Annotated in this window: 27 protein-coding genes; 2 read left to right on the top strand and 25 right to left on the bottom strand. The window is 63.9% G+C overall.

What is annotated here, in order from left to right; translation table 11 throughout:
• Nucleotides 1–12: 12 nt before the first annotated feature.
• From ACYQ00_RS01085 to ACYQ00_RS01075, 3 genes are all read right to left on the bottom strand, one after another.
• A complete protein-coding gene (locus ACYQ00_RS01085) occupies nucleotides 13–1,788 on the bottom strand; it encodes a sodium:solute symporter family protein (protein WP_460030386.1) in 1,776 nt (591 codons plus the stop codon).
• 20 nt (nucleotides 1,789–1,808) lie between these two features.
• On the bottom strand, nucleotides 1,809–2,075 hold the full coding sequence (locus ACYQ00_RS01080) for a DUF4212 domain-containing protein (RefSeq protein ID WP_460030385.1): 267 nt from the start codon (nucleotides 2,073–2,075) through the stop codon (nucleotides 1,809–1,811).
• A 634-nt stretch (nucleotides 2,076–2,709) separates the two neighbouring features.
• Nucleotides 2,710–3,222, bottom strand: coding sequence for a hypothetical protein (locus ACYQ00_RS01075; protein ID WP_460030384.1), 513 nt, complete (start codon nucleotides 3,220–3,222; stop codon nucleotides 2,710–2,712).
• Nucleotides 3,223–3,374: 152 nt separating this feature from the next.
• On the opposite strand from ACYQ00_RS01075, the gene ACYQ00_RS01070 reads away from it, so the two are divergent.
• On the top strand, nucleotides 3,375–3,557 hold the full coding sequence (locus ACYQ00_RS01070; protein ID WP_460030383.1) for a hypothetical protein: 183 nt from the start codon (nucleotides 3,375–3,377) through the stop codon (nucleotides 3,555–3,557).
• A gap of 75 nt (nucleotides 3,558–3,632) precedes the next feature.
• On the opposite strand, the gene ACYQ00_RS01065 is transcribed toward ACYQ00_RS01070, so the two are convergent.
• The 22 genes from ACYQ00_RS01065 to ACYQ00_RS00960 all read right to left on the bottom strand — a co-directional run bounded on the left by ACYQ00_RS01065 (nucleotide 3,633) and on the right by ACYQ00_RS00960 (nucleotide 24,163).
• Nucleotides 3,633–4,097 carry a hypothetical protein gene (locus tag ACYQ00_RS01065; RefSeq protein WP_460030382.1) on the bottom strand — a complete coding sequence of 155 codons (465 nt, stop codon included), beginning with the start codon at nucleotides 4,095–4,097 and terminating at the stop codon, nucleotides 3,633–3,635.
• The gene (locus ACYQ00_RS01060; RefSeq protein ID WP_460030381.1) at nucleotides 4,094–4,594 is read right to left on the bottom strand and encodes a GIY-YIG nuclease family protein; all 501 of its coding nucleotides are present in this window, start codon (nucleotides 4,592–4,594) and stop codon (nucleotides 4,094–4,096) included. Before ACYQ00_RS01060 ends, ACYQ00_RS01065 begins: the two co-directional genes overlap by 4 nt.
• Nucleotides 4,595–4,710: 116 nt before the next feature.
• On the bottom strand, nucleotides 4,711–7,149 hold the full coding sequence (gene lon / locus ACYQ00_RS01055) for an endopeptidase La (protein ID WP_460030380.1): 2,439 nt from the start codon (nucleotides 7,147–7,149) through the stop codon (nucleotides 4,711–4,713).
• Nucleotides 7,150–7,300: 151 nt separating this feature from the next.
• Nucleotides 7,301–7,573, bottom strand: coding sequence for an acylphosphatase (locus tag ACYQ00_RS01050; RefSeq protein ID WP_460030379.1), 273 nt, complete (start codon nucleotides 7,571–7,573; stop codon nucleotides 7,301–7,303).
• A 23-nt stretch (nucleotides 7,574–7,596) separates the two neighbouring features.
• On the bottom strand, nucleotides 7,597–8,274 hold the full coding sequence (locus ACYQ00_RS01045) for a JAB domain-containing protein (protein ID WP_460030378.1): 678 nt from the start codon (nucleotides 8,272–8,274) through the stop codon (nucleotides 7,597–7,599).
• Complete coding sequence (locus tag ACYQ00_RS01040) at nucleotides 8,271–9,371, bottom strand: DNA polymerase III subunit delta (RefSeq protein WP_460030377.1); 1,101 nt, start codon at nucleotides 9,369–9,371, stop codon at nucleotides 8,271–8,273. Before ACYQ00_RS01040 ends, ACYQ00_RS01045 begins: the two co-directional genes overlap by 4 nt.
• 113 nt (nucleotides 9,372–9,484) lie before the next feature.
• Complete coding sequence (gene leuS / locus ACYQ00_RS01035) at nucleotides 9,485–12,001, bottom strand: leucine--tRNA ligase (RefSeq protein WP_460030376.1); 2,517 nt, start codon at nucleotides 11,999–12,001, stop codon at nucleotides 9,485–9,487.
• 42 nt (nucleotides 12,002–12,043) lie between these two features.
• Nucleotides 12,044–12,562: a hypothetical protein gene (locus tag ACYQ00_RS01030; protein ID WP_460030375.1), complete on the bottom strand. Its 519-nt coding sequence runs from the start codon at nucleotides 12,560–12,562 to the stop codon at nucleotides 12,044–12,046.
• 3 nt (nucleotides 12,563–12,565) lie between these two features.
• On the bottom strand, nucleotides 12,566–13,057 hold the full coding sequence (nusB, locus tag ACYQ00_RS01025) for a transcription antitermination factor NusB (RefSeq protein WP_460030562.1): 492 nt from the start codon (nucleotides 13,055–13,057) through the stop codon (nucleotides 12,566–12,568).
• A 12-nt stretch (nucleotides 13,058–13,069) separates the two neighbouring features.
• Entirely contained in the window at nucleotides 13,070–13,540 is a 471-nt protein-coding gene (ribH, locus tag ACYQ00_RS01020) for a 6,7-dimethyl-8-ribityllumazine synthase (protein ID WP_460030374.1), read from the bottom strand.
• Between the two features lie 44 nt (nucleotides 13,541–13,584).
• Nucleotides 13,585–14,826 carry a bifunctional 3,4-dihydroxy-2-butanone-4-phosphate synthase/GTP cyclohydrolase II gene (locus ACYQ00_RS01015; protein ID WP_460030373.1) on the bottom strand — a complete coding sequence of 414 codons (1,242 nt, stop codon included), beginning with the start codon at nucleotides 14,824–14,826 and terminating at the stop codon, nucleotides 13,585–13,587.
• A 65-nt stretch (nucleotides 14,827–14,891) separates the two neighbouring features.
• On the bottom strand, nucleotides 14,892–15,548 hold the full coding sequence (locus tag ACYQ00_RS01010; protein WP_460030372.1) for a riboflavin synthase: 657 nt from the start codon (nucleotides 15,546–15,548) through the stop codon (nucleotides 14,892–14,894).
• Complete coding sequence (ribD, locus tag ACYQ00_RS01005; RefSeq protein WP_460030371.1) at nucleotides 15,548–16,735, bottom strand: bifunctional diaminohydroxyphosphoribosylaminopyrimidine deaminase/5-amino-6-(5-phosphoribosylamino)uracil reductase RibD; 1,188 nt, start codon at nucleotides 16,733–16,735, stop codon at nucleotides 15,548–15,550. Before ribD ends, ACYQ00_RS01010 begins: the two co-directional genes overlap by 1 nt.
• A complete protein-coding gene (locus tag ACYQ00_RS01000; RefSeq protein WP_460030370.1) occupies nucleotides 16,732–17,244 on the bottom strand; it encodes a deoxycytidylate deaminase in 513 nt (170 codons plus the stop codon). The genes ribD and ACYQ00_RS01000 overlap by 4 nt, the downstream gene beginning before the upstream one ends.
• A 3-nt stretch (nucleotides 17,245–17,247) precedes the next feature.
• A complete protein-coding gene (gene glyA, locus ACYQ00_RS00995; RefSeq protein ID WP_460030369.1) occupies nucleotides 17,248–18,489 on the bottom strand; it encodes a serine hydroxymethyltransferase in 1,242 nt (413 codons plus the stop codon).
• Nucleotides 18,490–18,502: 13 nt separating this feature from the next.
• On the bottom strand, nucleotides 18,503–19,747 hold the full coding sequence (gene fabF / locus ACYQ00_RS00990; RefSeq protein ID WP_460030368.1) for a beta-ketoacyl-ACP synthase II: 1,245 nt from the start codon (nucleotides 19,745–19,747) through the stop codon (nucleotides 18,503–18,505).
• A gap of 194 nt (nucleotides 19,748–19,941) precedes the next feature.
• On the bottom strand, nucleotides 19,942–20,172 hold the full coding sequence (gene acpP / locus ACYQ00_RS00985; protein ID WP_460030367.1) for an acyl carrier protein: 231 nt from the start codon (nucleotides 20,170–20,172) through the stop codon (nucleotides 19,942–19,944).
• A gap of 59 nt (nucleotides 20,173–20,231) precedes the next feature.
• Nucleotides 20,232–20,975 carry a 3-oxoacyl-[acyl-carrier-protein] reductase gene (gene fabG / locus ACYQ00_RS00980; protein ID WP_460030366.1) on the bottom strand — a complete coding sequence of 248 codons (744 nt, stop codon included), beginning with the start codon at nucleotides 20,973–20,975 and terminating at the stop codon, nucleotides 20,232–20,234.
• A gap of 203 nt (nucleotides 20,976–21,178) precedes the next feature.
• Complete coding sequence (locus ACYQ00_RS00975) at nucleotides 21,179–22,201, bottom strand: beta-ketoacyl-ACP synthase III (RefSeq protein ID WP_460030365.1); 1,023 nt, start codon at nucleotides 22,199–22,201, stop codon at nucleotides 21,179–21,181.
• A gap of 82 nt (nucleotides 22,202–22,283) precedes the next feature.
• On the bottom strand, nucleotides 22,284–23,321 hold the full coding sequence (plsX, locus tag ACYQ00_RS00970) for a phosphate acyltransferase PlsX (protein WP_460030561.1): 1,038 nt from the start codon (nucleotides 23,319–23,321) through the stop codon (nucleotides 22,284–22,286).
• A 59-nt stretch (nucleotides 23,322–23,380) separates the two neighbouring features.
• Nucleotides 23,381–23,566, bottom strand: coding sequence for a 50S ribosomal protein L32 (gene rpmF, locus ACYQ00_RS00965; RefSeq protein WP_460030364.1), 186 nt, complete (start codon nucleotides 23,564–23,566; stop codon nucleotides 23,381–23,383).
• 93 nt (nucleotides 23,567–23,659) lie between these two features.
• Complete coding sequence (locus ACYQ00_RS00960) at nucleotides 23,660–24,163, bottom strand: YceD family protein (protein ID WP_460030363.1); 504 nt, start codon at nucleotides 24,161–24,163, stop codon at nucleotides 23,660–23,662.
• Nucleotides 24,164–24,529: 366 nt separating this feature from the next.
• On the opposite strand from ACYQ00_RS00960, the gene rpmB reads away from it, so the two are divergent.
• On the top strand, nucleotides 24,530–24,739 hold the full coding sequence (gene rpmB, locus ACYQ00_RS00955) for a 50S ribosomal protein L28 (RefSeq protein ID WP_460030362.1): 210 nt from the start codon (nucleotides 24,530–24,532) through the stop codon (nucleotides 24,737–24,739).
• The last annotated feature ends 36 nt before the right edge of the window (nucleotides 24,740–24,775 follow it).

Raw genomic sequence — 24,775 nt, 5'->3', positions numbered from 1 at the left:
CCTGCCATGCTGTTAGTGGTCCGCTGCCGCGCCGGCTCCACGCGGGATGCGCACCGAGTCAACCAGATCCTGCACTTCCTGCGGCGGCGGGGCGGTGGCCAGGGAAACAGTCACGGTAACCACCAGATTCACCAACATGCCCACGGCGCCGATGCCCTCGGGGCTCACACCCAGGAACCAGGGCGCCACGCCGAGGAATTTGGTCTGGATGATATAGAAGAGGGTGAAGCCCATGCCGGCGATCATGCCGGAGATGGCGCCCGGCTTGTTGGCCTTTTTCCAGAAGATCCCCAGCAGCAGGATGGGGAAGAAGGACGAGGACGCCAGCCCGAAGGCCAGGGCCACCACCTGGGCCACGAACCCGGGCGGGTAGATGCCAAAGAGCCCGGCAATAACCACGGCTACGCCGATCATCACCCGTCCGAGCAGGAGCCGCTGGCGCTCCGAGGCCTTGCGGTTGATGATGCGGTAGTAGAGGTCATGGGAGATGGAGGACGCGATAACCAGCAGCAGGCCCGAGGCTGTGGAGAGCGCCGCGGCCAGCCCGCCGGCAGCCACCAGGGCCACGACCCAGGGCGGGAGGTTGGCGATTTCCGGGTTGGCCAGCACCATGATGTCCGGGTCCACAAAGAGTTCGTTGGGGCTGTCCGTGGGGGTGTTGGAAACGAGCTGCTGCCCGAGTCCGCCGACAGAACCGGTAAAGGCAGGCTTGCCCTTGAAGGCCTCGCCGGCGCGGTATTGCATGATGCCGTCGCCATTCTTGTCCATCCAGGCCACCAGCCCGGTGGATTCCCAGTTCTTGAACCAGGATGGCACGGCGGCGTAGGGCTTGTCATTCAGGGAATCCACAAAGTTGTACCGCGCAAAGCTCGCGATGGAGGGCGCCGTGGTGTACAGGATGCCGATGAAGAACAGGGCGTAAAAGGCCGAAAGCCGCGCGCCGCGCACGCTGGGCACGGTGTAAAACCGGATGATCACATGAGGCAGCCCGGCAGTGCCGGCCATGAGGCAAAGGGTCATGGCCAGGACGTCCAGCATGGGTTTGGAGCCCTTGCCAAAGGCCGAGGTGTATGCCGCAAAGCCGAGGTCGGTGTTGATCTGGTCCAGCGTTTCCAGCAGGAACTGCCCGGCCCGGGGACCTTCCGCCACCGTACCACCAAAGCCGAGCTGGGGCACGGGGTTGCCGGTGATCTTCAGGGAAATGGCCACAGCCGGGATGACGAAGGCCAGGATGAGCACGCAATACTGGGCCACTTGCGTCCAGGTGATGCCCTTCATCCCCCCAAGGCCGGAATACAGGAAGACGATGATCATGCCGATGACCACGCCGGTTTCCACGTCCACCCCCAGGAAGCGCGAGAACACGATGCCCACCCCGCGCATCTGGCCGGCCACATACGTGAAGGACACGAAAATGGCGCAGACCAGGGCCACGATACGGGCCGTGGTGGAGTAATACCGGTCCCCCACAAAGTCCGGCACGGTGAACTTGCCGAACTTGCGCAGGTACGGGGCCAGGAGCAGGGCCAGGAGCACATAGCCGCCGGTCCAGCCCATGAGGTAGATGCAGCCGGAATAGCCCATGAAGCTGATGAGCCCGGCCATGGAGAGGAAGCTGGCCGCGCTCATCCAGTCCGCCGCGGTGGCCAGGCCATTGGCCATGGGCGGCACGCCCCCTCCGGCCACGTAAAAGCCCTTGGTGTCCTTGACGCGGGAGGCCCAGGCAATGCCCATGTAGAGCGTAAAGCTCAGGCCAACGATGATGTATGTCCAGGTCTGGATAGACATTGTCAGTCTCCGTTCTGCTGTTATTCGTGCACGTCGAAGCGTTTGTCCAGGCGGTCCATCAGCAGGAAGTAAATGAGAATCAGCAGAATGAAGATGTAAATGGATCCCTGCTGGGCAAACCAGAAGCCAAGGGGAAAGCCGCCAAGATGGAATGCATTGAGCTCGCGGACAAAGACGATGCCACACAAATACGATGCAGTGGCCCATACGGCCAGGAGGATGGTCATGTATCGGACATTGGTCTTCCAGTACGCGTGCATGGCCCGGGCGTTGTCGGGATCGTGCATGGCCTGCTCCTGTGTCTGCGAAGGCGGCGGGATGCCACGTTCAATTCACAGTCAGCATACCAGGATCAACACAGGCTGCACGCGAAGACCAGACAGGCGAGAGGATGGGAGCTGTCAACGGCGAATGGCGGAATGCCAGCACAAATCAATGCCATTCGCCGGGATCAATGGTGGGGGGAAGTGCCCTGAGCCTGACCGTTCACCGGACGGAACGTGCCGCTTGCCGGTCAGGGCGTGGGGAGAGGTGCAGCGCGGAGACGAAGAGGGAGAGGGTCGAGGCAGAAAAAAACGCGCCCCCGGAACCCTGCCCGATTCCGGGGGCGTTGCGACCCTTGCACAGCGCGGGTCGCGCTGCGGCCGCAGCATGCTGCGACCGGCTCAGGATGTGGTAGGCTCAGCAAAAGGAAAGACTGGATCCGGCAGTGATGAACCGGTCGGTGCATTGGGCCTGCCCGGCGCCCCCGGAATTCGCAGCTGGGACTGCGGTGCCAACTGCGTGCATGTGGCGAGCGCCACCCGTGCCGTCCGGAGCGGAGAACTCGAACCCGCCCTGCCTTTCAATGAGTCTATTCAACCTGTTCATCTGGCTTATCGGATTGCACAAGAGGGAACTTTAGGGCGCTTGGAAAAAAAGTTACCACTTGAATTCCAGCCCGGCATAGGGGCCGGTATCCCCTGCGGACGTGGTGGCCACGCCCGGCGTCAGCGCCACGCGGCCGTTGTCCGCCCGCAGCCCCACATAGACCCGATCCTGCCCGAAGACGAAGCTTGTGTTCGGCTGGCCGGGCACGGCGCCGGCGGTGACCTTGAAGTGCCCGTTGGAAGAAAGGGCGGGCGGGTGCTGGCGTTCCGCCACCATGGCGTCCTGCGGCGCGCCGGCAATGGCCAGCTCGATGGTGCGGGCCGTGGCTTCGTCATCCACCACCACATTCAGGCGCAGCAAGGTGCCGGCCCCGGTCTGCACCGGCTCAAGTTCGGGCAGATGCCCCTCGAGTAGTTCAGGAAAATGGGATTTCAGCAGCTGCCAGCCGTCCACAGCGGCGGATTCCTGACGGTACAGCCCCAGCTGCACGCGATAGCTGCCGGCATGCAACGTGCCTGGAAGTAGTAAGAATGTGAGGAGGATGATGGCAATGGCCGTGCGCATGGCGGGCTCCTTTCCCTGCGGGTGACCGGATGTTCAGGGAGTGAAAGCAAGGGGCATGCCACGCATTGTGCTTGCCAGGGGGCCCGCAGTCGGCCATCATGAGATGGACTGTAAATACCGTTCGCCCCACATCGCCGGACAAGGAGGAGGCCATGCTGCAGCCGGAAAAGGACGCCCGCTTCAAATATTGCCCGTTTCTGACCACTTCGGACAACAAACTCAAATTTTGTCTGGGCAGTCAGTGCATGCTGTTCCGCTGGAAACATCCAGAGCATCGCAGCGAAGACGACCTGGGCTACTGCGGCCTGGCCGGAAAGCCCATGGGCGCGATGTGAGGAGAGGGAAAAAGAACAGGCCTGCAGAATGGGGGAACCCGGTTCCCCCAAGCCCTCTCCGGCTGAAGGGAGGTATTATTCCGGACAGCTGGAGAGAAGATTCAGGGCGCAGCAAATGGGGTGTGGCCGGGGGACGGTGCGTTGGACGATAGTCGGCTGGGGGGAGCTGGCCGGCCCGGCCTGCGCCGGTTCCGCAATCACCTCGGCCGTCACCCGGCAGCCCAGGCCATACGGTGGCAGGAGCGCCGGCAGGTCGGGGTGGTCGCCCGGAATGACCAGCCCGTCCAGCCGTGAGCAGTCGCCGCAGGCCCCAGGGGCCGCATGCAGCCGCACCGCCGCAGGCCGGCTGTTCAGCAGGGCAGCCAGGGAGGTCTTGCCGGCTTCGAACAGGTCCAGGAGCTCCTGAATCCGCGCCTCGGGCACATCCTCTTCCTGCAGCAGATAAAACAGCGCCTGCCCGGTCACTGCGCCGTAAAATGGATGCGGACGTTTGATGCTCGACTCGTCCCAGGGCTGGAAATCATTGGTGGAAGCAGTCATTGTGGCAGGTTCCAGGCAGGCTTGACGATGTCCACCAGCATGGCGTGCACCAGATGGCAATCTTCCAGGGGATAGAAAAAGCAGTGCACCATGTCCCGGCGCTGGAAGGCCCGGTACATCATGGTGTTGATTCTGCAGATGGGTTGATGCTGCGGCTGGTTGCTGTCTGATTTGCAGATTTCAGCGTACTGCTGCAGGCGGGTGGTGAAATTGCTGCAGTGGCCAAAATAGGCGATTTTGGCATTCACCAGAAAGAAATACACGCCCGGGCCGGCAAGGTCCTGCCCGGTGTCGTAGTTGATAAAGCAGAACGGCCCCCAGGTGCGCCGCTGCTGCCGCTCGTCTTCCAGGTAATATTCGATGGAATCGATGACACCCTCGCGCGTGCGCGCCGTCAACCGGCTGACATGGCGAAAGTTGCAGACCAGCCTGGCATCCACGTCGAGCACAAAGCCGGCGTCGTCCCGGCTGGTGGTGGCGTTGGAATAGAGCAGCATGGGCGTCTCGGGTATCCTTGGGGAAAGCGGCCCGTCCGCCGTGCCTGGGCAGGGCGGACGGGCCTGGCTGGCCAGAATGGTGAAGTTAGAGGTTGGCCTATTGGGCTGATGCGTTGTCAGGCAGAGGCCTCAGCCGGTGCGGCAGGTTCCCCGGCGGCCTGCGCTGCCACAGGGGCTTCGGCCAGGGTCAGCGACCAGACATCCCCGATGCGCTCCAGCGGGTGCACGGTGATCTTGCGGCGCAGCTCCGTGGGAATGTCTTCAAGATCCTTCATGTTTTCCTTGGGGATGGCCACATGCCCCAGGCCCTGGGCCACGGCGGCGAGGATTTTTTCCTTGATGCCGCCCACGGGCAGCACCCGGCCGCGCAGGGTTATTTCGCCGGTCATGGCCATGTCGCCGTTCAGGGGGCGGTTGGACAGGGCGCTGACCAGGGCGCTGACCAGGGCAATGCCCGCCGAGGGGCCGTCCTTGGGCGTGGCCCCGGCCGGGACGTGGATGTGAATGTCCACCTTGTCCGGGAATTCTGGGTCGATGCCCAACTCGCCGGCATGGCCTCGGGCGTAGGAGAGCGCCGCCTGGGCGGATTCCTTCATCACATCGCCAAGCTGGCCGGTGAGGATCAGCTTGCCCTTGCCAGCCATGGTGGTGGCTTCGATGTGCAGGATTTCACCGCCATACGGAGTCCAGGCCAGCCCCAGGGACACGCCGGGGGGCAGGTCCTTCTCGGCCTTTTCGTCGGTAAAGCGCGGCACGCCCAGGAGCTTGCGCAGGCCCTGGCTGGTGACCTTGAAGGGGCCGCTCTCACCTTCGGCTTTTTTGCGGGCCAGCTTGCGGAAGACCGCGCCGACCTCCCGCTCCAGGTTTCTGAGTCCGGCCTCGCGGGTGTAATCCTTGATGACCTGCTGCAGCACGGCGTCGGAGAATTCCACTTCCTTGGAGGTCAGGCCGTTTTCCCGGGCCTGCCGCGGGATGAGGTACTTGCGGGCGATCTTCAGTTTTTCCTGCATGGTGTAGCCAGGAATGCGGATGACTTCCATCCGGTCCATGAGGGCCGAGGGGATGGTATCCAGCTGGTTGGCCGTGCAGATGAACATGACCTTGGAGAGGTCGAAGGGCACGTTCAGGTAGTGGTCCTGGAAGCTGAAGTTCTGTTCCGGGTCCAGCACCTCCAGCAGTGCGGAGGAGGGGTCGCCGCGGAAGTCCGTGCCCACCTTGTCAATCTCATCGAGCATGATGACCGGGTTTTTCGTCTTGGCCTGCTTGATGGCCTGGATGATCCGCCCCGGCATGGCGCCGATGTACGTGCGGCGATGGCCGCGGATTTCGGCTTCATCCCGCATGCCGCCCAGGGACATGCGGTGGAACTGCCGGCCCAGGGAGCGGGCGATGGAGCGGCCCAGGGAGGTCTTGCCCACGCCGGGAGGCCCCACGAAGCAGAGGATGGGGCCTTTCATCTTGGGGTTGAGCTTGCGCACGGAGAGGTATTCGAGGATGCGGTCCTTGACCTTGTCCAGGCCAAAGTGGTCCTCGTTGAGAATGCGTTTGGCTTCCTTGATGTCCAGCCGGTCGCGGCTCTGCTTTTTCCAGGGCAGTTCCACCAGCCATTCCAGGTAAGTACGAATGACCGAGGCTTCCGAGGACTCGCTGTGCATGGTGGAGAGGCGTTTGAGCTGCTTGTCAGACTCGGCCTTCACCTCCTTGGGCAGGCCGGCCTTTTCCAGGGCCAGGGCCAGCTCTTCCAGCTCCTCGTTGTCGCCCTCCATCTCGCCCAGTTCCTTGCGGATGGCCTTGAGCTGCTCGCGCAGGTAGTAGTCCTTCTGGGCCTTGTCCATGCCTTCGCGGGCGCTGGTCTGGATTTTGGCCTGCATGGCAGCCAGCTCCAGTTCGCGGGCCAGCTGGGTGTTCACCAGATGCAGACGGTCGATGGGGTCGCGGGCTTCCAGAATCTGCTGGGCTTCCTCCACCTTCATGCGCAGGTTGGAGGCCACGAGATCGGCCAGCCGGCCGGGCTCATTCACGCTGTTCAACACGCCCATGATGTCGCCGGGGGCGATGCCGCGCAGGGAGAGAATCTTCTCGCTCTGCTCGCGGGCGGCGCGCATCAGGGCCACGTGCTCCAGGGAGAGTTCCTTGATGTCCGGCTCTTCCAGAAGCGAGATGCCGGCGCTCAGGTGTCCTTCATGCTCCTGGAAAGATTCCACCTTGGCCCGGGTGACGCCCTGCACCAGCACCTTGAGCCGGCCATCGGGCATCTTGAGCATGCGCATGATCTGACACACGGTGCCCACGGTGTAGAGGTCTTCCGGACCGGGTTCGTCCACCTGCTCATCGCGCTGGGAGAGCACCAGCAGGTAGCGGTGGGTGTTCAGGGCTTCATTGACGGCGGCCACGCTCTTGTCCCGCCCCACAAAGAGGGGGAGGATCATGTACGTGAAAATGACGATATCCCGCACAGGCAGCACGGGCATGTCCAGGGGCACTTCCTGGAGACCGCCGACGGGTTGTTCGGAGAGTTCGGGATCGTTGGGGGTGATGGGATGGTCCTGACTCATGTGGATGGCTCCTCGCCGGGTCAAAACAGGTCTGGGCGCACGCGCCGTGCCAAATTCCAAAGCAGACAGGGCGATGCAACGCCATTTGTATGCATCACAGGGCCACCTGTCCATACCGGCAGGGAAAAAATGGCGGAAACGTCGAAAAATCTCAGCGCAGGATACGAAAACCCCGCAGGGAAGGGGCTTCCGGGATGTCGCTGCAGGCCAGATTGGTCACCCGGGCCCGGGAAGGGCCGATAGAAAGAGCCTCGCGAGCCAGGGCGAGGGCGGCAGCATCGCCCTGCAGCACCGCCTCCACGCGGCCATCAGGCAGGTTCTGCACCCAGCCCACAAGGCCCAGACGCTGGGCCGTCTCCCTGACGAACCAGCGAAAGGCCACCCCCTGAACCAGACCGGTGACGAGGCAGTGTTGCGCGGGCATGGGCGGCTCCTTGGAACGAGGTGCTACAGCAAGCCTTCCTGTTGCAGGCTGAGATAGTCCTGCTGGGTGACGATGAGGTGATCCAGTACCTGCAGGCCCACAGCCTGGGCGCCCTGGCGCAATTCCTGGGTGAGGTCGATATCCTCGCGCGAAGGGCGCGGATCACCGCCGGGGTGGTTATGGACGAGGAAGATCCCATAGGCCTGGCGCTCCAGGGCCAGTTTGAGCACCTCGCGCACGTACACCGGCGCATGGCCCACGGTGCCCTTGCTGACCTGCTCCCAGCTGATCAGCCGCAGTTTGGCGTCCACCAGAGCTACCCAGAATTCCTCGGTTTTGAGGGCGCCCAGCCGGCTGATGGCCATGTTTGCCACCACCGACGGATGGCTCAGGGGAATGCGCGCTTTATGGGGCTGCTGGTCCGCGCGGGCCCGGCACTCCTGCAGCAGTTTCCAGAACAGCTCCGCGCCCTGGCCCAGGCCCTCTATGCGCCGCAGATCCTCGGGCTGGGCGGCCAGCACATCGGCCATGCTGCCCAGGCGGGTGAGCATGGCCTTGGCGATGGGCTTGGTATCCCGCCGGGGCAGGATGTAAGTTAGAAGCAGCTCCAGAATTTCATAGTCGGCCATGCCCGAGGGCGCACTCAAAAACCGTTCCCGCAGCCGCTGGCGGTGGCCGTGATAGTGCGGCGCGTTGCTCACCGGCGGCCTCCACCAGGGGCGGGTCTGCCGCCAGCTCCGGGCGAGCCAGGTCCACCAGATGAACCGGCCGGGCCGGGCGCAAAGGCCCGGGCCAGGCCGGCGATGAGCAGTTCCAGGGCCTGGCTTTCATCCTTTTCGCCGCTTTTGATGCTGCGCTCGGTCTCGTGCAGCAGCTCCAGCCCCTGGGCCAGGACCGCCGGGGCAAGGCGGCGGGCCAGGGGTTCCTTTTTGTTCAGGATAAACGGCGGCAGGCTCACGGACTCCCCATGGCGGATCTGCCAGAGTGTCCGCAGCTCCCGGGCAGTGACGGCCAGGACGCCAAAGGTGATGGACTGCCCGCCCAGGGCGCTCTCCAGGACGTGCTTCCACATGGAAACGGCCTTGGCACCGCCGCCACGCTGGACCATTTCCAGAAAGGCGAAGAGATCGAACTCCGCCGTCTCATGCACCAGGGCGGCCATCTCCGGCGTGATGGTGGGAACGGGGGCAGAACCGTCCTCGGCCACGGCCGCAGCCCGCGCGGCCAGGCGCAGCTTCTCCAGTTCGCCTTCCAGGGCCGAGGCGTTCAGGGGCAGCACGGCCTGCAATGCCTGGATTGCGCCGGGGGCCAGGCCCAGCCCTTCGGCCTTGGCCCAGTCCTGCAAGCGGCGGGTGACGTCATTGGGGGAGAGACCAGGAGACTGCCAGCTCCAGCCGCGTTCCACAGCCAGGGTCCAGCAGGGCAGCGGCGGCTTGCCGCGAAATTCCTTGAGCTGTTCCGGGAGCTTGGGCTTGCCGCGGTCCCAGTCGGCCTCCAGGCAGAACAGGGGGAAGGCCTGGGAGGAACAGCGGTTAAGGGCGGCATTCAGATGATGCCAGGCCTCGGCCTTGAGTTTTTCCGCATGCCGGATGACGAGCAGGCGGGAGGTGCCCAGGAGGTTCTCCAGGGTCAGGAGGCTCCAGAACCGCTCGCCCAGGCCCTCCTCACCCCAGAACACATGGCGCTCCCAGCCGCTGCCCGCGGGGGCATGGCGGCTGGCCAGCTGCTCCACGCGTTCCTGCAGCAGCCGGCTGTCCGGGCAGACAAGGAAGAAATATGGCGGGCGTGCGTTGGCCATGGGGATAAGGACTCGGCCCGTGTGGCCCCGGGGAGAGGGTGGCGGAGTGCAATCCGGAGGAGCGACCTGCAAGTCAGAAAGGCCGCCCCTCCGGAATCATCTCACGAAGGAAACTACCTGGCCACCACACTGACCAGTTTGCCCGGCACGTAGACCACCTTTTGCACGGTCTTGCCGTCCAGGTGCTTTTGGACATTGGGTTCGGCCAGGGCCTGGGCCTTGATGACGTCATCGGCGATGTCCGGCGCCACGTCCAGGCGGGCGCGCAGCTTGCCATTCACCTGGACCACCACGGTGATGGCGTCCTTGACCAGGGCCGCGGGATCCAGCGTGGGCCAGGGGGCGCTGGCCAGCAGGTCCGTGTGGCCAAGGCGGGTCCAGCACTCCTCGCACAAATGCGGGGTGACGGGCGAAAGCACCGTCAGCATGGTGGAGACGGCCGAAGCCAGCACGCGCGCGCCAGCCGGGGTGGCCAGCAGGGCATCCTTGCTCTGGTAGATTTGGTTGACCAGCTCCATGACCGCGGCGATGGCCGTGTTGAACTGGAATTTGTCCCCGATATCCTCGGCCACCTTCTGGATGGTCACGTGTTCCTTGTGCCGCAGGTCGGCCGCGTCGGGGAGAGAGGCCTCGGCCACGTCCGCCGCAGTGGAGGCTGCCGCGGCCATGGCAGGCAGGCTGCCCTTGAGCTCGTCGATGAGCCGCCAGATGCGCTGCACAAAGCGGAAGGAGCCTTCGATGCCCGTGTCGCTCCAGTCGAGGTCGCGTTCCGGCGGGGCGGCGAAGAGCAGGAAGCAGCGCACGGCATCGGCGCCGTAGCGGGCAGTCATCTCATCCGGGGAGACGACGTTCCCCTTGGATTTGCTCATCTTGGTCCCGTCCTTGAGGACCATGCCCTGGGCCAGGAGGGCCTTGAAGGGCTCGTCGAACTGCAGCCAGCCCAGGTCGCGCAGGGCCTTCACGAAGAAGCGGGAATAGAGCAGGTGCAGGATGGCATGTTCCACACCGCCGATATACTGATCCACGGGCAGCCAGTACCTGAGGGCTTCGGGGTCAAAGGGCCGGCCATGCTCCCAGGGGGCGCTGTAGCGGATATAATACCAGGAAGACTCCACAAAAGTGTCCATGGTGTCGGTTTCCCGGCGGGCCATCTTGCCGCATTTGGGGCAGGGAGCCTGGACAAAAGGCATGTACTCCGGCAGGGGGGAGCGGCCATCGGGGCGGGTCTTGACGTCCAGGGGCAGCACCACGGGCAGGTTTTCTTCCTTTTCGGGAACCACGCCGCAGTCGTCGCAGTACAGCACCGGGATGGGCGCGCCCCAGTAACGCTGGCGGGAGATGTTCCAGTCCCTGAGCCGCCAGGTGACGGCAGGTTCGGCCTTGCCCTGGCCCTGCAGATGCTCGACGATGGCCTTTTTGGCGTCCTCGTTGGCCATGCCGTCGAAGGAGCCGGAATGGATCAGGAAACCGGGATCCACGTAAGCCTCGGCCATGGCGGTGGGGTCCAGGGTTTCCCCTTCGGGCTGGATGACGACCTGCTTGGGCAGATCGTACTTGCTGGCGAATTCAAAATCGCGCTGGTCGTGAGCCGGCACGGCCATGACCGCGCCGGTGCCATAGCCCATGAGCACAAAATTGGCCACCCAGATGGGCATGCGCCGGCCGGTGAGGGGGTTGACGCAGTAGGCTCCGGTGAAGATGCCTTCCTTTTCCTGATCCTCCGCGCCGCGCTGGAGCCGGTCAGTGTTCTTGACCCTGGTGCAGAAGGCCCGCACCTCGTCTGCCTTGGGCGAGCCGGCAATGAGTTGTTCCACCAGCGGATGCTCGGCAGCCAGGGACATGAAGGTGGCGCCGAAGAGGGTGTCCGGCCGGGTGGTGAAGACGCGCACCTGGCTCGTGCCGTCGGCCACGGGCGTTTCCAGATCAAAGCTGACAAAGGCCCCGGTGGAGCGACCGATCCAGTTGCGCTGCATGGAGACCACGCGCTCGGGCCAGCCCTGCTCCAGGGAGTCCAGGTCGTCCAGCAGTTCCTGGGCATATTCCGTGATGCGCAGGAACCACTGGGTCAGATCCTTCTGCACCACCTGGGAGTCGCAGCGCCAGCACTGACCATCAATGACCTGTTCATTGGCCAGCACGGTATGGCAGGTTTCGCACCAGTTCTGGGGGGCCTGCTTGCGGTAGGCCAGGTCTTTTTCCAGGAATTTCAGGAAGAAAAGCTGCTCCCAGCGGTAGTATTCAGGCACGCAGGTGGTCACCTCGCGTCGCCAGTCCAGGGAATAGCCCATGCGCTTGAGCTGGCTGCGCATGGTGTCGATGTTCTCAAAGGTCCAGCCGGCGGGATGCACGCCGTGCTTGATGGCGGCGTTTTCCGCAGGCATGCCGAAGGCGTCCCAGCCCATGGGGTGCAGGACGTTGAAGCCCTGCATGCGCTTGAAGCGGGCCAGCACATCGCCAATGGAATAAACCCGTGCGTGGCCGATATGAATGCGGCCTGAGGGATACGGGAACATCTCCAGGACGTAGTATTTGGGTCTGGAGGGGTCAGTCTCGCAATGAAAGACCTTGTGTTCTTCCCAAATGCCTTGCCATTTGGCTTCAATTGCCTCTGGAGAGTAACCTTCCTGCATGTGAGGGAACCTTTGCACGGGCGGAGTTGCGCCCGCGTTTGCTTATTTTTTGAACAGGGAAGAGAGCAGTCCGCTGGATTTTTTGGGGGCAGCAGCGAGTTCCAGTTCGCGCTTGTCGAAATCGAATTCCGGCGCGATGCGCACGTGGGGAAACTGATGTTCCCAGAAGGCCACGGCCTTGGAGATCTCCTGGCGCTCTATGCCCACCTGGACGAGGATGATGCTCTCCAGATGATAGCGGGGCCAGAAGGTCAGGCCCCAACGCTTCATGGCCTCCACAATGTAGCGGTTGAGCGCCCGGCCGATGGAGTGGCTGTCCAGCCACCAGTGCATCCAGCCCATGCGTTCGAGGGTGAGGGCCATGTGCGGCGCCCACTCCTCGATGCGGTCCACCTCGGGCGGGATCTCGCAAGCCAGCTCAAAGGACTGGCCGCCGCTGGCAGTGGGGGAGGAATAGGCCGTGGTGCTGAATTGCTTCAGCCCTGGCACGGCCTTGACGTACACCCGCCGGAATTCTGGGGGGGCTGTGAGCCCGTCCTTGATGAAGCCGATTTTCGCCATGCGTCATGCCTTTGCAGCGGCATCGAGAATGCCGTTGACGAATGCGCCGGAGTTGTCGTCCCCGAAGGATTTGGCCAGTTCCACCGCTTCGTTGATGGCGACTTTTTTGGGAATGTCGCTGCGATGGAGTATCTCATGCAACGCAAGCCGCAAGATGGTCAACTCAATCTTGGCGATGCGGCCCAGTTTCCAGTGCTGGGAATGGCGGGTGATTTCCTCGTCCAGCTCTTTCATGCGGGACCAGACGCCATAGGTCAGCTCCCAGCCGAATTCCTGCGACTGCGGGCCGAGCTGCAACAATTCCTCGGCCGGGTCGTCGGCCTTGAGTTCGCCCAGGGGCGCGTGCAGGTAGCGGCGCTTGAGCTCCAGCTCGCTGTTCACCGGGGCGAAATTGAGCCCGTAGAGCACCTGAAAGGCGCGCTGGCGGCCCAGCCGCCGGGATTCCTGTTTGCCGCCAGATGCAGCGTTCGGGGTGCTCCCTGAGGAGCCGGACATGGTGGTCATTGCCTACAACTGCTCCAGCACGCGAACGGTTTCCAGCACGGCATGAGCGGCTTCCACGCCCTTGTTGCCGGCCTTGGAGCCGGCGCGTTCGATGGCCTGCTCCAGGGAATCCACTGTCAGCACGCCAAACCCCGTGGGCACGCCCGTGTCCAGCGCCACGGAGGCCACACCTTTGGAGACTTCGGCAGAGACATAGTCAAAATGCGGGGTGGCCCCACGAATGACTGCGCCCAGGCAGATGACGCCATTGTATTTGCCGCTGGCTGCGACTTTTTTGGCCACCAGAGGCATTTCGAATGCACCGGGGATGCGGATGATGGTCAGATCTTCCCTGGCCGCGCCGTGGCGAACCAGGTAATCCACTGCCCCGCCCACCAGCTTGTCCACAATGAAATCATTGAAGCGGCTGGCCACCAGGGCGAACTTGAGGCCCTTGGCGTCCAGCATGCCTTCCACGGTCTTGATGTGCATCATGTGCGTATCCTTTGAATATGCTCAAAAAGGTGCGTTGTGCGCCATTATTTGGCCCCGTTGGTTCCGTTGGAACCGTTGGGATCGATATGCAACAGGTGGCCCATTTTTTCCTGCTTGGTCAACAGGTAGTCCACATTGGTTTCGCAGGCGTTCATCTCGATGGGCACCCGGTCCACAACCTCCAGGCCGTAGCCTTCCAGGCCCACGATTTTCTTGGGGTTGTTGGTCATCAGACGCATTTTGCGGACCCCGAGATCCACCAGAATCTGGGCCCCGAGGCCGTATTCGCGCAGGTCGGCCTTGAAGCCCAGGCGCTCGTTGGCCTCCACGGTGTCCAGCCCCTGGTCCTGCAGGGCATAGGCCTTGATCTTGTTGGCCAGGCCAATGCCGCGGCCTTCCTGGCGCATGTACAGGAGGACACCCTTGCCCTCGCGACCGATCATGCGCATGGCCTGCTGCAGCTGGCCGCCGCAGTCGCACCGCATGGAGCCGAGCACGTCGCCGGTCAGGCACTCGGAGTGCACGCGCACCAGCACCGGCTCCTCGCTGTTGATTTCGCCCTTGACCACGGCCAGATGGGTGCGGTTGTCGATGTCGGATTCAAAGGCAATGGCCTTGAAATCGCCACCAAAGCAGCTGGGCAGCTTGGCCTCGGCCACGCGACGCACGCTCAGAGAGCCGGGGCGCATGCGGTAGCGGATCAGGTCGCGGATGGTGGCGATTTTCAGATCCCACTTTTTGGCGAATTCGATGAGGTCGGGCATGCGGGCCATGTTGCCGTCCTCGCGCATGATCTCGCAGATCACACCCGCGGGCTTGAGGCCGGCCAGCCGGGCCAGATCCACGCTGCCCTCGGTCTGCCCGGCGCGGGTCAGCACGCCGCCAGCCTGGGCCTTGAGGGGAAAGATGTGCCCGGGGGTGACGATGTCTTCGGGCTTGGCGTCATCCGCCACGGCAGTCAGGATGGTGGTGGCCCGGTCGTAGGCGGAAATGCCTGTGGTCACGCCCACACGCGCCTCGATGGACACGGTGAAGGGGGTGCCGAACTTGGAGGCATTGTTGGAGGACATCATGGGCAGTTTCAGACGGTCCACCATCTGGGGCCCCATGGCCAGGCAGATCAGCCCGCGGCCGTGGGTGGCCATGAAGTTGATGACTTCCGGGGTGACCTTTTCCGCGGCAATGGCCAGGTCGCCTTCGTTTTCGCGATCTTCATCATCCACGAGGATGAGCATGCGGCCTTTGCGGAACTCTTCAATGGCCTCTTCTGGCGTGCAAACTGGCATGGAATACTTCCCTTTTCTCGGAGATCTGAGGCATGCGGCAGGCGGCCGGAGACGGCTCGACGGGATCAAAACCCGTGGCTGCGCAGGAAGTCCTCGGTAATGGATGGTTGGGCCGGCGCGCCGTTCCAGGCGGCCAGCATCTTCTGCACGTATTTGGCGATGACGTCCGTCTCCATATTCACCTTGGAGCCCGGAGTCCAGCGACTGATGGTCGTTTCGGTGATGGTGGCCGGGATGATGTTTACGGCCAGCCAGTCATTTCCGCAGCCGGTGATGGTCAGGGAAATGCCGTCCAGGGCCACGGAGCCCTTGTCCACCACCTGCGGTCCGAATGCGGCGGGAAAGCTGAGGGTAAAGCGGGTGGACTCGCCATCGGGCCGGCGTTCGGTCACGGTGGCAATGCAGTCCACATGCCCGGCCACCATGTGCCCGCCCAGCCGGTCGCCCATGGCCAGGGCGCGCTCCAGATTGACCACATCCCCCTGACGCAGCGCCCCCAGCGTGGTCAGGGAAAGCGTCTGCCCGGAGGCATAGACGCCAAAACGATGCTGGCCCGCAATGGTTCCGGCTTCCACGGTCAGGCAGGCCCCATTGACGGCGATGCTCTCGCCCACGGCCAGGGCAGGCATGGCTGCGGCGGATTCGATGAATAAACGGCGCTCGTCCCCGCGGGCCTGGATCTGCGTCAGGCGGCCGGTGGTTTGCACAAGTCCGGTGAACATCAGGCAGCACCCGTGGTCTGTTGGCTGTTCGGGCGCAGGCGCGGCTTGCAGGTGAGCAGCAGATCCTCGCCCATGGGCTGGACGTCCGTGTACCGCAGGGGAATGGCGTCGTCCATCACCTGCGGGGCGCGGCCGGCAAGCACGGGGGCGGCATTGGCATCGCCAAGGACCTTGGGAGCCAGGAAGAGCAGCAGTTCGTCGGCCACTTCCTGCTCCAGCAGGGAACGGCCCAGGCTGCCGCCGCCTTCGCAGAGCACATGATGGCAGCCGAGTTCCTTGCGCAGTAGGGTCAGGCCGGCGCGCAGGTCCAGCCCGCCCACGGCCCCGCGCGCCAGAGGCAGCCCCCACACCGTGGCTCCGCAATCGCGCAGGAGTCCGGCGGCGTGTCCTTCGGCGATGGATTCCGGGGTCAGGAAAATAGTCTGGCTCGGCCGTTCGCTCAGCAGCTGGCAGGTGGAGGAGGGCGGCGGCAGGGAGGAGGTGACCACCACGGCAAAGGGCTGACAGCACAGATCATGCCCTTCCAGCCGGCAGGTGAGCAGGGGATTGTCCACCCGGAAGGTCTGCCCGCCGATGAGCACCGCCTGCACCTGCGAGCGCAGCCGATGCACATGGGCCCGGGACTCCGGCCCGCTGATCCACTGGGAATGCCCAGTGCGGGTGGCGATGCGGCCATCCAGCGTGGAGGCCAGCTTGAGCAGGCACACGGCGCGGTCCTGCTGCTGCCAGACGAGAAAATCGGAAATGAGATCAAGACATTCCTGCCGGCAGGAGTCCGAGTCAATCACCTCGGCCGTCACACCGCGGGCCTGCAGGAACTCCAGGCCTCCGGCTGCCACGGGATTGGGATCCCGCGTTCCCACGATGACGCGGGTGATGCCTGCCTCCAGGACGGCGAGGGTGCAAGGTGGGGTTTTCCCGTGGTGATTGCAGGGCTCCAGGGTGCAATAGAGGGTGCAGCCGGCAGGATCGTCGCCATTGGCGCGGGCGTCGGCAATGGCTTCCACCTCGGCGTGGGGCTTGCCATAGGCCGTATGCCAGCCGCGGCCGACGATCTGATTGCCCCGGACGAGCACCGCGCCCACGCAGGGGTTGGGGGCGGTGACAAAACGACCGCGCCGGCCCAGGCGCAGGGCCTCGCGCATGAAAAAGACGTGGGGATCGGTCTCCGAAAGGCTGGTGGTCATGGCCGCTCCGAGGGTGGTACCTGGGGCTCGCTGCGCATGGCGAAGGGCCGGCATTCCACGCCGGCTTCCCTGAGCATGGCTTCGGCCAGCTCATCGGGGTAAGGCTGGGCGTAATGGATGGTGGTCACGCCACAGTTGGCCAGCAATTTTGAGCAGATGAGGCAGGGCTGGGTGGTGCAGTACACCTCCGCGCCCCGGATGGAGACACCGTGCATGGCTGCCTGGACGAGAACATTTTGCTCGGCGTGCAGGCCGCGGCAGATTTCATGCCGCTGACCTGAAGGCACGCCGAGCTGTTCGCGCAGGCAGCCGACATCCAGGCAGTGTGGCGTGCCCGAAGGCGCGCCGTTGTATCCCGTGGCCAGGATGCGTTTGTCCTTGACCGCAATGGCCCCCACCTTTCGCCGCAGGCAGGTGCTGCGTTCGGCCACCAGAAAGCAGATGCGCATGAAGTACTCCGGCCATGGCAGGCGCGGATCCTTCTCGTCGGCGTGGGGCAGGGGATGCATGGGTCAGCACCAGGTAAAGAGGGGATACTCTCGGGCGAACTTCTCCACATCCTTGCGGATTTCTTCCAGGCGCGTCTCGTTGGAGGCGTTGCCCAGCACGTCCACAATCCAGCCGGCCACCTTTTCCATTTCCGCTTCCTTCATGCCGCGGGTGGTCAGGGCCGGGGAGCCGATACGCACGCCGGAGGTGACGAAGGGCGAACGCGTCTCAAAGGGCACGGTGTTCTTGTTCACGGTGATGCCGGCCAGATCCAGGGCATGTTCTGCATCCTTGCCGGTAATGTCCTTGGTGGTCAGGTCGATGAGCATCAGGTGGTTGTCCGTGCCGCCGGAGCACAGGGCGTAGCCGGCGTCGGTCAGGCATTTGGCCAGGGTCTGGGCGTTCTTGAGCACCTGTTCCTGGTAGCACTTGAACTCGGGGCGCAGGGCCTCGGCAAAGGCCACGGCCTTGGCGGCGATGACATGCATGAGCGGACCGCCCTGGATGCCGGGGAAGATCTGTGAATTGAGCGTCTTGCCGAATTCCTCGGACGAGAGGATCAGGCCGCCGCGGGGGCCGCGCAGGGTCTTGTGGGTGGTGGAGGTGGTGAAGTGGGCATGCGGGATGGGATTGGGATGCAGGCCCGCGGCCACCAGACCGGCGATGTGGGCCATGTCCACCATCAGCTGCGCGCCGACCTCGTCGGCAATGGCCCGGAAGCGGGCGAAGTCCAGGGTGCGCGGGTAGGCGCTGGCCCCGGCCACGATCATCTTGGGCTTGTGCTCCTTGGCCTGGGCCAGGACCTGATCGTAATCGATGCAGCCGGTCTCCTTCTTGACGCCATAGAAGACGATCTTGAAGAGCTTGCCGGAGAAGTTCACCGGGCTGCCGTGGGTCAGGTGGCCGCCGTGGGAGAGGTCCATGCCCAGGATGGTATCGCCGGGCTTGAGCGCGCCGAAGTAGACGGCCATGTTGGCCTGGGAGCCGGCGTGGGGCTGGACGTTCGCATAGTCGGCGCCGAAGATCTGCATGACGCGGTCCCGGGCCAGATTCTCGGCCACGTCCACGTATTCGCAGCCGCCGTAGTAGCGCTTGCCGGGGTAGCCTTCGGCGTATTTGTGGGTCAGCACGCTGCCCATGACCTGACGCACGGCCGGGGAGGTGAAGTTCTCGGAAGCGATGAGCTCCAGCTTGCCGGTCTGGCGTTCCACCTCAAGCTGGACCGCGCGGGCGACCTCTGGGTCTTGAATGAAGAGTTCTTCCATGAGGCTCTCCCCTTTATCCTTCGTAGCGTTGGAAGAGGATGGACGCGTTGGCGCCGCCGAAGCCGGCCGAGTTGCAGAGCACGTTCTGCACGGCCAGGGGGCGGGCCTTGTGCGGCGTGTAATCCAGGTCGCACTCGGGATCCGGCGTGTCCAGGTTGATGGTCGGGGGGATGATGTTCCTGGCCAGGGTCATGACGCTGAAGACGCTTTCCACGCCGCCGGCCGCGCCCAGGAGGTGCCCGGTCATGCTCTTGTTGCCGGTGATGGGCATCTTGTAGGCATGGTCGCCAAAGACGCGTTTGATGGCCCGGGTCTCGCACAGGTCATTGAGGGGGGTGGAGGTGCCGTGAGCGTTGATGTGCTCCACCTGTTCGGGCTTCAGGCCGGCCTCGCGCAGGGCGGCCTGCATGGCCAGGGCCAGACCGGAACCGTCGTCCGGCGGGGCGGTCATGTGGAAGGCATCGCCCGAGGCGCCGAAGCCGATCACTTCGGCATAGATCTTTGCCCCGCGCGCCCTGGCATGCTCCAGCTCTTCCAGGAGCAGCACGCCGCAGCCCTCGCCCATGACGAAGCCGTCGCGGTCCTTTTCAAAGGGGCGGGATGCCTTGGCGGGCTCGTCGTTGCGGGTGGAGAGGGCCTTGAGGGCGTTGAAGCCGGCCACGCCCAGGGGGGTGACCACCGACTCGGTGCCGCCGGTGAGCATGGCCTCCGCACGACCGAGGACGATGTCGGAATAGGCGTAGCCCAGGGCGTGCAGGCCGGAGGCGCAGGCCGAGGTGGTCACGAGGTTCGGGCCGCGGACCTTGGTGAAGATGGAAACCTGCCCCGGGGCCATGTTGGAGATGAGCACCGGGATGAAGAAGGGGGAGATGCGCTTGGGGCCTTCCTGCAGGAGCTTGGTCTGGGAGGCTTCCAGCGAGGAGAGGCCGCCCAGGCCGCAACCGAGCAAACAGCCGACGCGGTCCAGCTCTTCCTCGGCAATTTCCCAGGCCGCATCCTTGAGGGCCATCTGGGCGCAGGCCACGGCGTATTTGGTGAAATTTTCCAGCCGTTTAGCAGTCTTGGCCGGCATGTAAGGGTCGGAATTGAAGCCCTTGACCTCACCGGCGATGGTGGTGACATGGTCTTTGGTGTCAAAGGTCGTGATCGGGGCGATGCCGGACACGCCAGCCACCAGATTGTTCCAGCTGGTTTCCAGATCGTTGCCAATGGGCGTCACGGCGGCAAGGCCGGTGACGACGACTCGTCTGCGTGTCATCGAATCACCTCATGGGAAAAAATACTTCCTCGACGCCGTAAAGCAGGCACGCAGGAGAAAGATCGGCGCTGCGAGGGAAACGCGTGGTTGCGAACAAAGCGGACGTCCAGCGCCCGGCGTCGGCCATGGCCGGGCCGCCGGGGCTGGGCGTCTCCAGGGATCTTGCGTGGCAAACAGACGAAGGCGGGCTCCGCTTACTGCTTGCTTTCGATGTAGGCGATGGCGTCCTGAACCTTGAGCAGCTTCTGGGCGTCGTCGTCGTCGATTTCAATGCCGAATTCTTCTTCCATGGCCATGATCAGCTCGGTCAGGTCCAGGGAGTCGGCCCCGAGATCTTCCACGAAAGCAGCTTCCGGCTTGACTTCGTCCTCGGAGACGCCAAGCTGGTCGACGATGATCTTTTTGACTTTATCTGCTACGGACATAGGATTCTCCATGCTGCACACGACGTTTGAGGGTGAAAAAGGATAAGAAGCAAAAAACGTTACATGAACAGGCCACCGTTGACAGACAGCACCTGCCCGGTGATGTAGCGCGCCTGAGCGCTGGCCAGGAAGGCCACCGCGGCAGCCACATCGCCCGGGGTGCCCACACGCTTGAGGGGCACACGGGAGAGGAAGGCATCCTTGGCCTGATCCGAGAGGACCCCGGTCATGTCAGTCTCAATGTAACCCGGAGCCACCGCATTCACGGTGACGTTGCGGGAGGCCAGTTCCTGGGCGGCGGTCTTGGTCAGGCCGATGAGCCCGGCCTTGGCGGCCACGTAGTTGGCCTGGCCTGCGTTGCCGGTCTGGCCGACCACGGAGGCGATGTTCACGATGCTGCCGGCGCGCTGCTTGGTCATGATCTTGGCAGCTTCCTGCAGGCACCAGAAGGCGCCCATGAGGTTCACCTGCAGCACCCGTTCGAAATCGCTGGGCTTCATGCGCAGGATGAGGCCGTCCTTGGTGATGCCGCCGTTGTTCACCAGCACATCCAGCTGGACCTTGTCCTTGATGTGCTCGGCAAAAAACGCAGCCACGGCGGGCTGGTCGGAAACGTCCAGGGCAAAGGCCTGGGCCTTGCTTCCGGCGGCGGTGATTTCATCCACCACCGCGGCGGCCAGTTCGGGCTTGGACACGTAGGTCAGATAGACCTGCAGGCCGGAGGCGGCCAGTTCCAGGGCCACGGCCTTGCCAATGCCGCGGGATCCGCCAGTCACCAGTGCGGTCTTGGGCAATTCGCTCATGCGCTATCCAGTGGTTGTCGAGTTCGATGGGTTCCGGCTGTGGAATGCGAGCAATGCCGGTGCGAAGCGCAGTGTGTCGAGCGTGTTGGGGTGAAAGACCACCTCGCGCAGCGACAACGGAACCGGCTGCGTGGAATCACGTTGCTCCTACCTCAAACATCCGCGCTTCGCAAACAAAAAATACCGTGCCGTGCTGGCCTGGGCTAATACTGCACCAGGCCGGCGCCCCAGGTCAGGCCGCCGCCGAAGGTGGTGAGCAGCACCAGATCACCCTTCTTGATGCGGCCCATGCGGCGGGCCTCGCCCATGGCCAGGGCCACGGAGGCGGCAGAGGTGTTGCCAAAGCGGTCCACGTTCACGAACACCTTTTCCCGCGGCACGCCCATGCGGTCTCCCAGGGCTTCGATGATGCGCAGGTTGGCCTGATGCGGGATGAACAGATCCACCTCGTCCAGGGTCTTGCCGCAGTTTTCCAGCACCTTGTTGCAGATGCTGTCCATGTTGCGCACGGCGTGCTTGAAGACCTCGCGGCCGTTCATCTGCACAAAATATTCAGGGCCCACCACATGCCCGGCCCGGTACGGATGCCGGGAACCGCCGCCAATGACGGTGAGGCTCTCGCCCACGCCGCCATCGCAGCAAAACTCCATGCCCAGGATCAGCCCCTCATTCTCCGAGCCGGTAGCCCGGGTGAGCACGGCCGCCCCGGCGCCATCGCCGAAGAGCACGCAGGTGGTGCGGTCTTCCCAATTGGTACGGCTGGTGAGCACATCCACGCCGAAAACCAGCACCACGGCCTTTTCCACCAGACAGGCCAGCCCGCGGCCCACCTGCAAGGCATTCAGGTAGCCGGAGCAGGCGGCGTTGACGTCAATGGCCATGACGCCCTGCATGCCCATCTTGTGGGCCAGGGTGGTGGCGCAGTTGGGGCAGACGAGATCCGGCGTGAAGGTGGCAACCACCACATGGGTGACGTCCCTGGCAGTCAGCCCGGCTTCGGCCAGGGCCTGTTCCGCGGCCGGGATGGCCAGGTCCGATGCGGCTTCGCCCTCGGAAACCACGTGACGCTCCCGGATGCCGGTGCGGGTAACGATCCACTCGTCGCTGGTCTCGACCATGGCCTCCAGATCCGCATTGGTCACAACGCGGGCAGGAACATGGAACCCAAGGCCACGGACGACGATGTCCATGCTGCAGGAGGCGGGAGCGGGGGAAGTATGTGTCATGGCGATCCTGATGAGGGCTTGTCCGCAAAGCGGGAGGCCGCGCCGACGCTGGGCGCAGGGACCATGGGGACGGCAGGTGCGGCTACAGCTTCATGGCCGCCTTGCCGAAACGGGAGAGCTCCTCGTTGGCCGACAACTCGGCAATGAGGTGCTCGTTGGCTTTTTTGCGGATGAAAGTGGCGGCCATGTCGATGGCGCTGGTGATGGCGCCCGCGCTGGAGGAGCCGTGGCAGACAACCACGATCTCCTTGAGACCCAACAGCGGAGCGCCGCCATATTCGGAATAGTCCACCACGCGCTTCAGGCGGCGCATGGCATCCTTGATGAGCAACCCGCCGATCTTGGAGATCAGGTCGCGCTTGAGCTCGTTTTTGATCATCCGGGCAATGGACATGGCCAGGCCTTCGGAAAGCTTGAGGGCGATGTTGCCCACAAAGCCGTCGCAGACGATGACGTTGACATTGCCCGTAAAAATGTCCCGACCTTCAATGTTGCCGACGAAGTTCAGGGAGTTGGTCATCTTGAACAGTTCGAAGGCTTCCTTGACCTGGAGGTTGCCCTTGCCTTCCTCCTCTCCAATGGAGAGGAGCCCCACGCTGGGGTTGGGAATGCCGAGCACATCCCTGGCCAGCACGTCGGCCATGAGCCCGAACTGGAAGAGGTGGTACGGCTTGCAGTCCACATTGGCCCCCACATCAATGAGGGTGATGGGCTGCTTTTCGGTAAAGATGATGGAGGCCAGGGCAGGACGCTCCACCCCGTTGATGCGGCCGAGAATGAACATGCCACAGGCAACGGTGGCGCCGGAATGGCCGGCGCTCACCACACCTTGGGCGCGGCCTTCGCGCACCAGCTCGAAGGCCACCTGAATGGAGGAATCTTTCTTGCGGCGCAGGACTTCGGACGGCTTTTCCCCCATCTCCACCACCTGGGAGGTGTGGACGATGGAAATCTTGCCGAGCTCGCCCTTGTACTTGGCAAGCTCCGCCTGGATCTTGGCTTCATCTCCCACGAGAATCAGCTCGACGTTGCAGGCCGTACTGGCTGCAAGCGCGCCGGGCACGATCACCGCGGGGCCGTAGTCCCCGCCCATGGCATCAACCGCAATGGTGGGGACGATCGCGTCCTGCGTCGTCGGCTCCACACGGCTCCAGGGCTGGTCCTTGCGCCGAAGGCTGGTCACGCAGCGCTCTCTCCGGCCTGCAGCAGCTGACGCCCCTTGTACGTGCCGCACGCGGCGCACACGGTGTGGGGGCGGGTGGGTTCGCCGCAGGAGCAGAACACAACGGCAGGAATGGCCACACGCTGGTTGGCGCGGCGCATGCCTTTGCGGGACTTGGACTTGCGTTTCTTGGGCACAGCCATGGTGCTTCCCTCTCTTGAATCCAGAGCGTTTGAGCCGCTACGGGCGACGCCGGCACTGCCGCGTCCTTGCCCGGAGCATGCCATACATTGTTGTCAGGAGCGTTTCAACTGCCGCAATACGGCCAGACGCGGATCGCCTTCGTCCTGCGTACAGTTGCACTGCTCCACGTTCCAGTTCGCGCCGCACTGCGGGCACAGGCCCTTGCATTGCGCCGTGCACAGGGGCTTGGTGGGCAGCGCCAGCACAAACTGCTGCCACAGGTACCCCTGCACGTCGAATTCCAATCCCGCAGCGCCCTGACGCAGCAGGTCGGGTTCGGGATCCTCACTTGCCTCGACGGATTGCGCCGCCGTGCGGCCCTTGCGTCCGGCGGGGGCAGGGGCTTCCGCCTCGTCCCAGTCGTCCTCACTCTCTTCGCTTTCGTAGTCGTCGAGGGCCACATCCAGGACGGTTTCGCAGTCCTCGGCGCAGCGGTCGCACGGAAAGATGACCGATCCCTGCAGCCGGCCCCGGATGTGCACGCCGGCCCCGCCCGCACCTTCGTGCACCGTGAGGTGCAAGGTCGCGCGCAGGGGCTGGCCCATCCGGCAGGGCATGCCGAAATCCTCCCAGATGTCCGACCATAAGGTGGCGTCTGGAAAAGAAAAGTCCCGGCCTTCAGCCGGGAGGTCGTGAAGAGGCAGCCAAGTGGAACGCATATTCAACCCCGTAAGAGAGGATGCTGTACCCGCGGGAGGCGAGCGTTGTCAAGCGAAAAAGGAATGGCGGCGAAAAAACTGCTTGCTTTTTTGTGCCGAAGGGACTACTGAAACTGCTCTTCGAGTGGTTGGCTCGGCCGAAACAAGGCCGGATGCCTGCCGCCCAAGCCAGCGCGGCGAGGCCGGCGGCATGGCCGTCAACCTTATAGAGAACCTTTCGAGCCGTCATCCATAAAAAGAGGCCGGCGCTCCAGGAGCAGATACATGAGCAAGGTGTGCGAATACTGCGGCAAGGGTCCTGCCACGGGCAACAACGTGAGCCATGCCAACAACAAGAGCCGTCGTCGGTTCATGCCCAATCTGCAGCAGGTCCGTGCGGTGCTCGGCCCTGGCAAGGTCCGCAAGGTGTGCGTGTGCACCCAGTGCCTGCGTACCGGCGTGGTTGCCAAGCCCGGTCCTGCCACCCAGGCCTAAGGGCGACTTTTTTCGCGAGACGCGACAAAATGGGGG

Source organism: Megalodesulfovibrio paquesii, from assembly GCF_054653055.1.
Note: the sequence above shows the minus strand (reverse complement) of the source record. Positions and strands in the feature narration are given on the sequence as shown.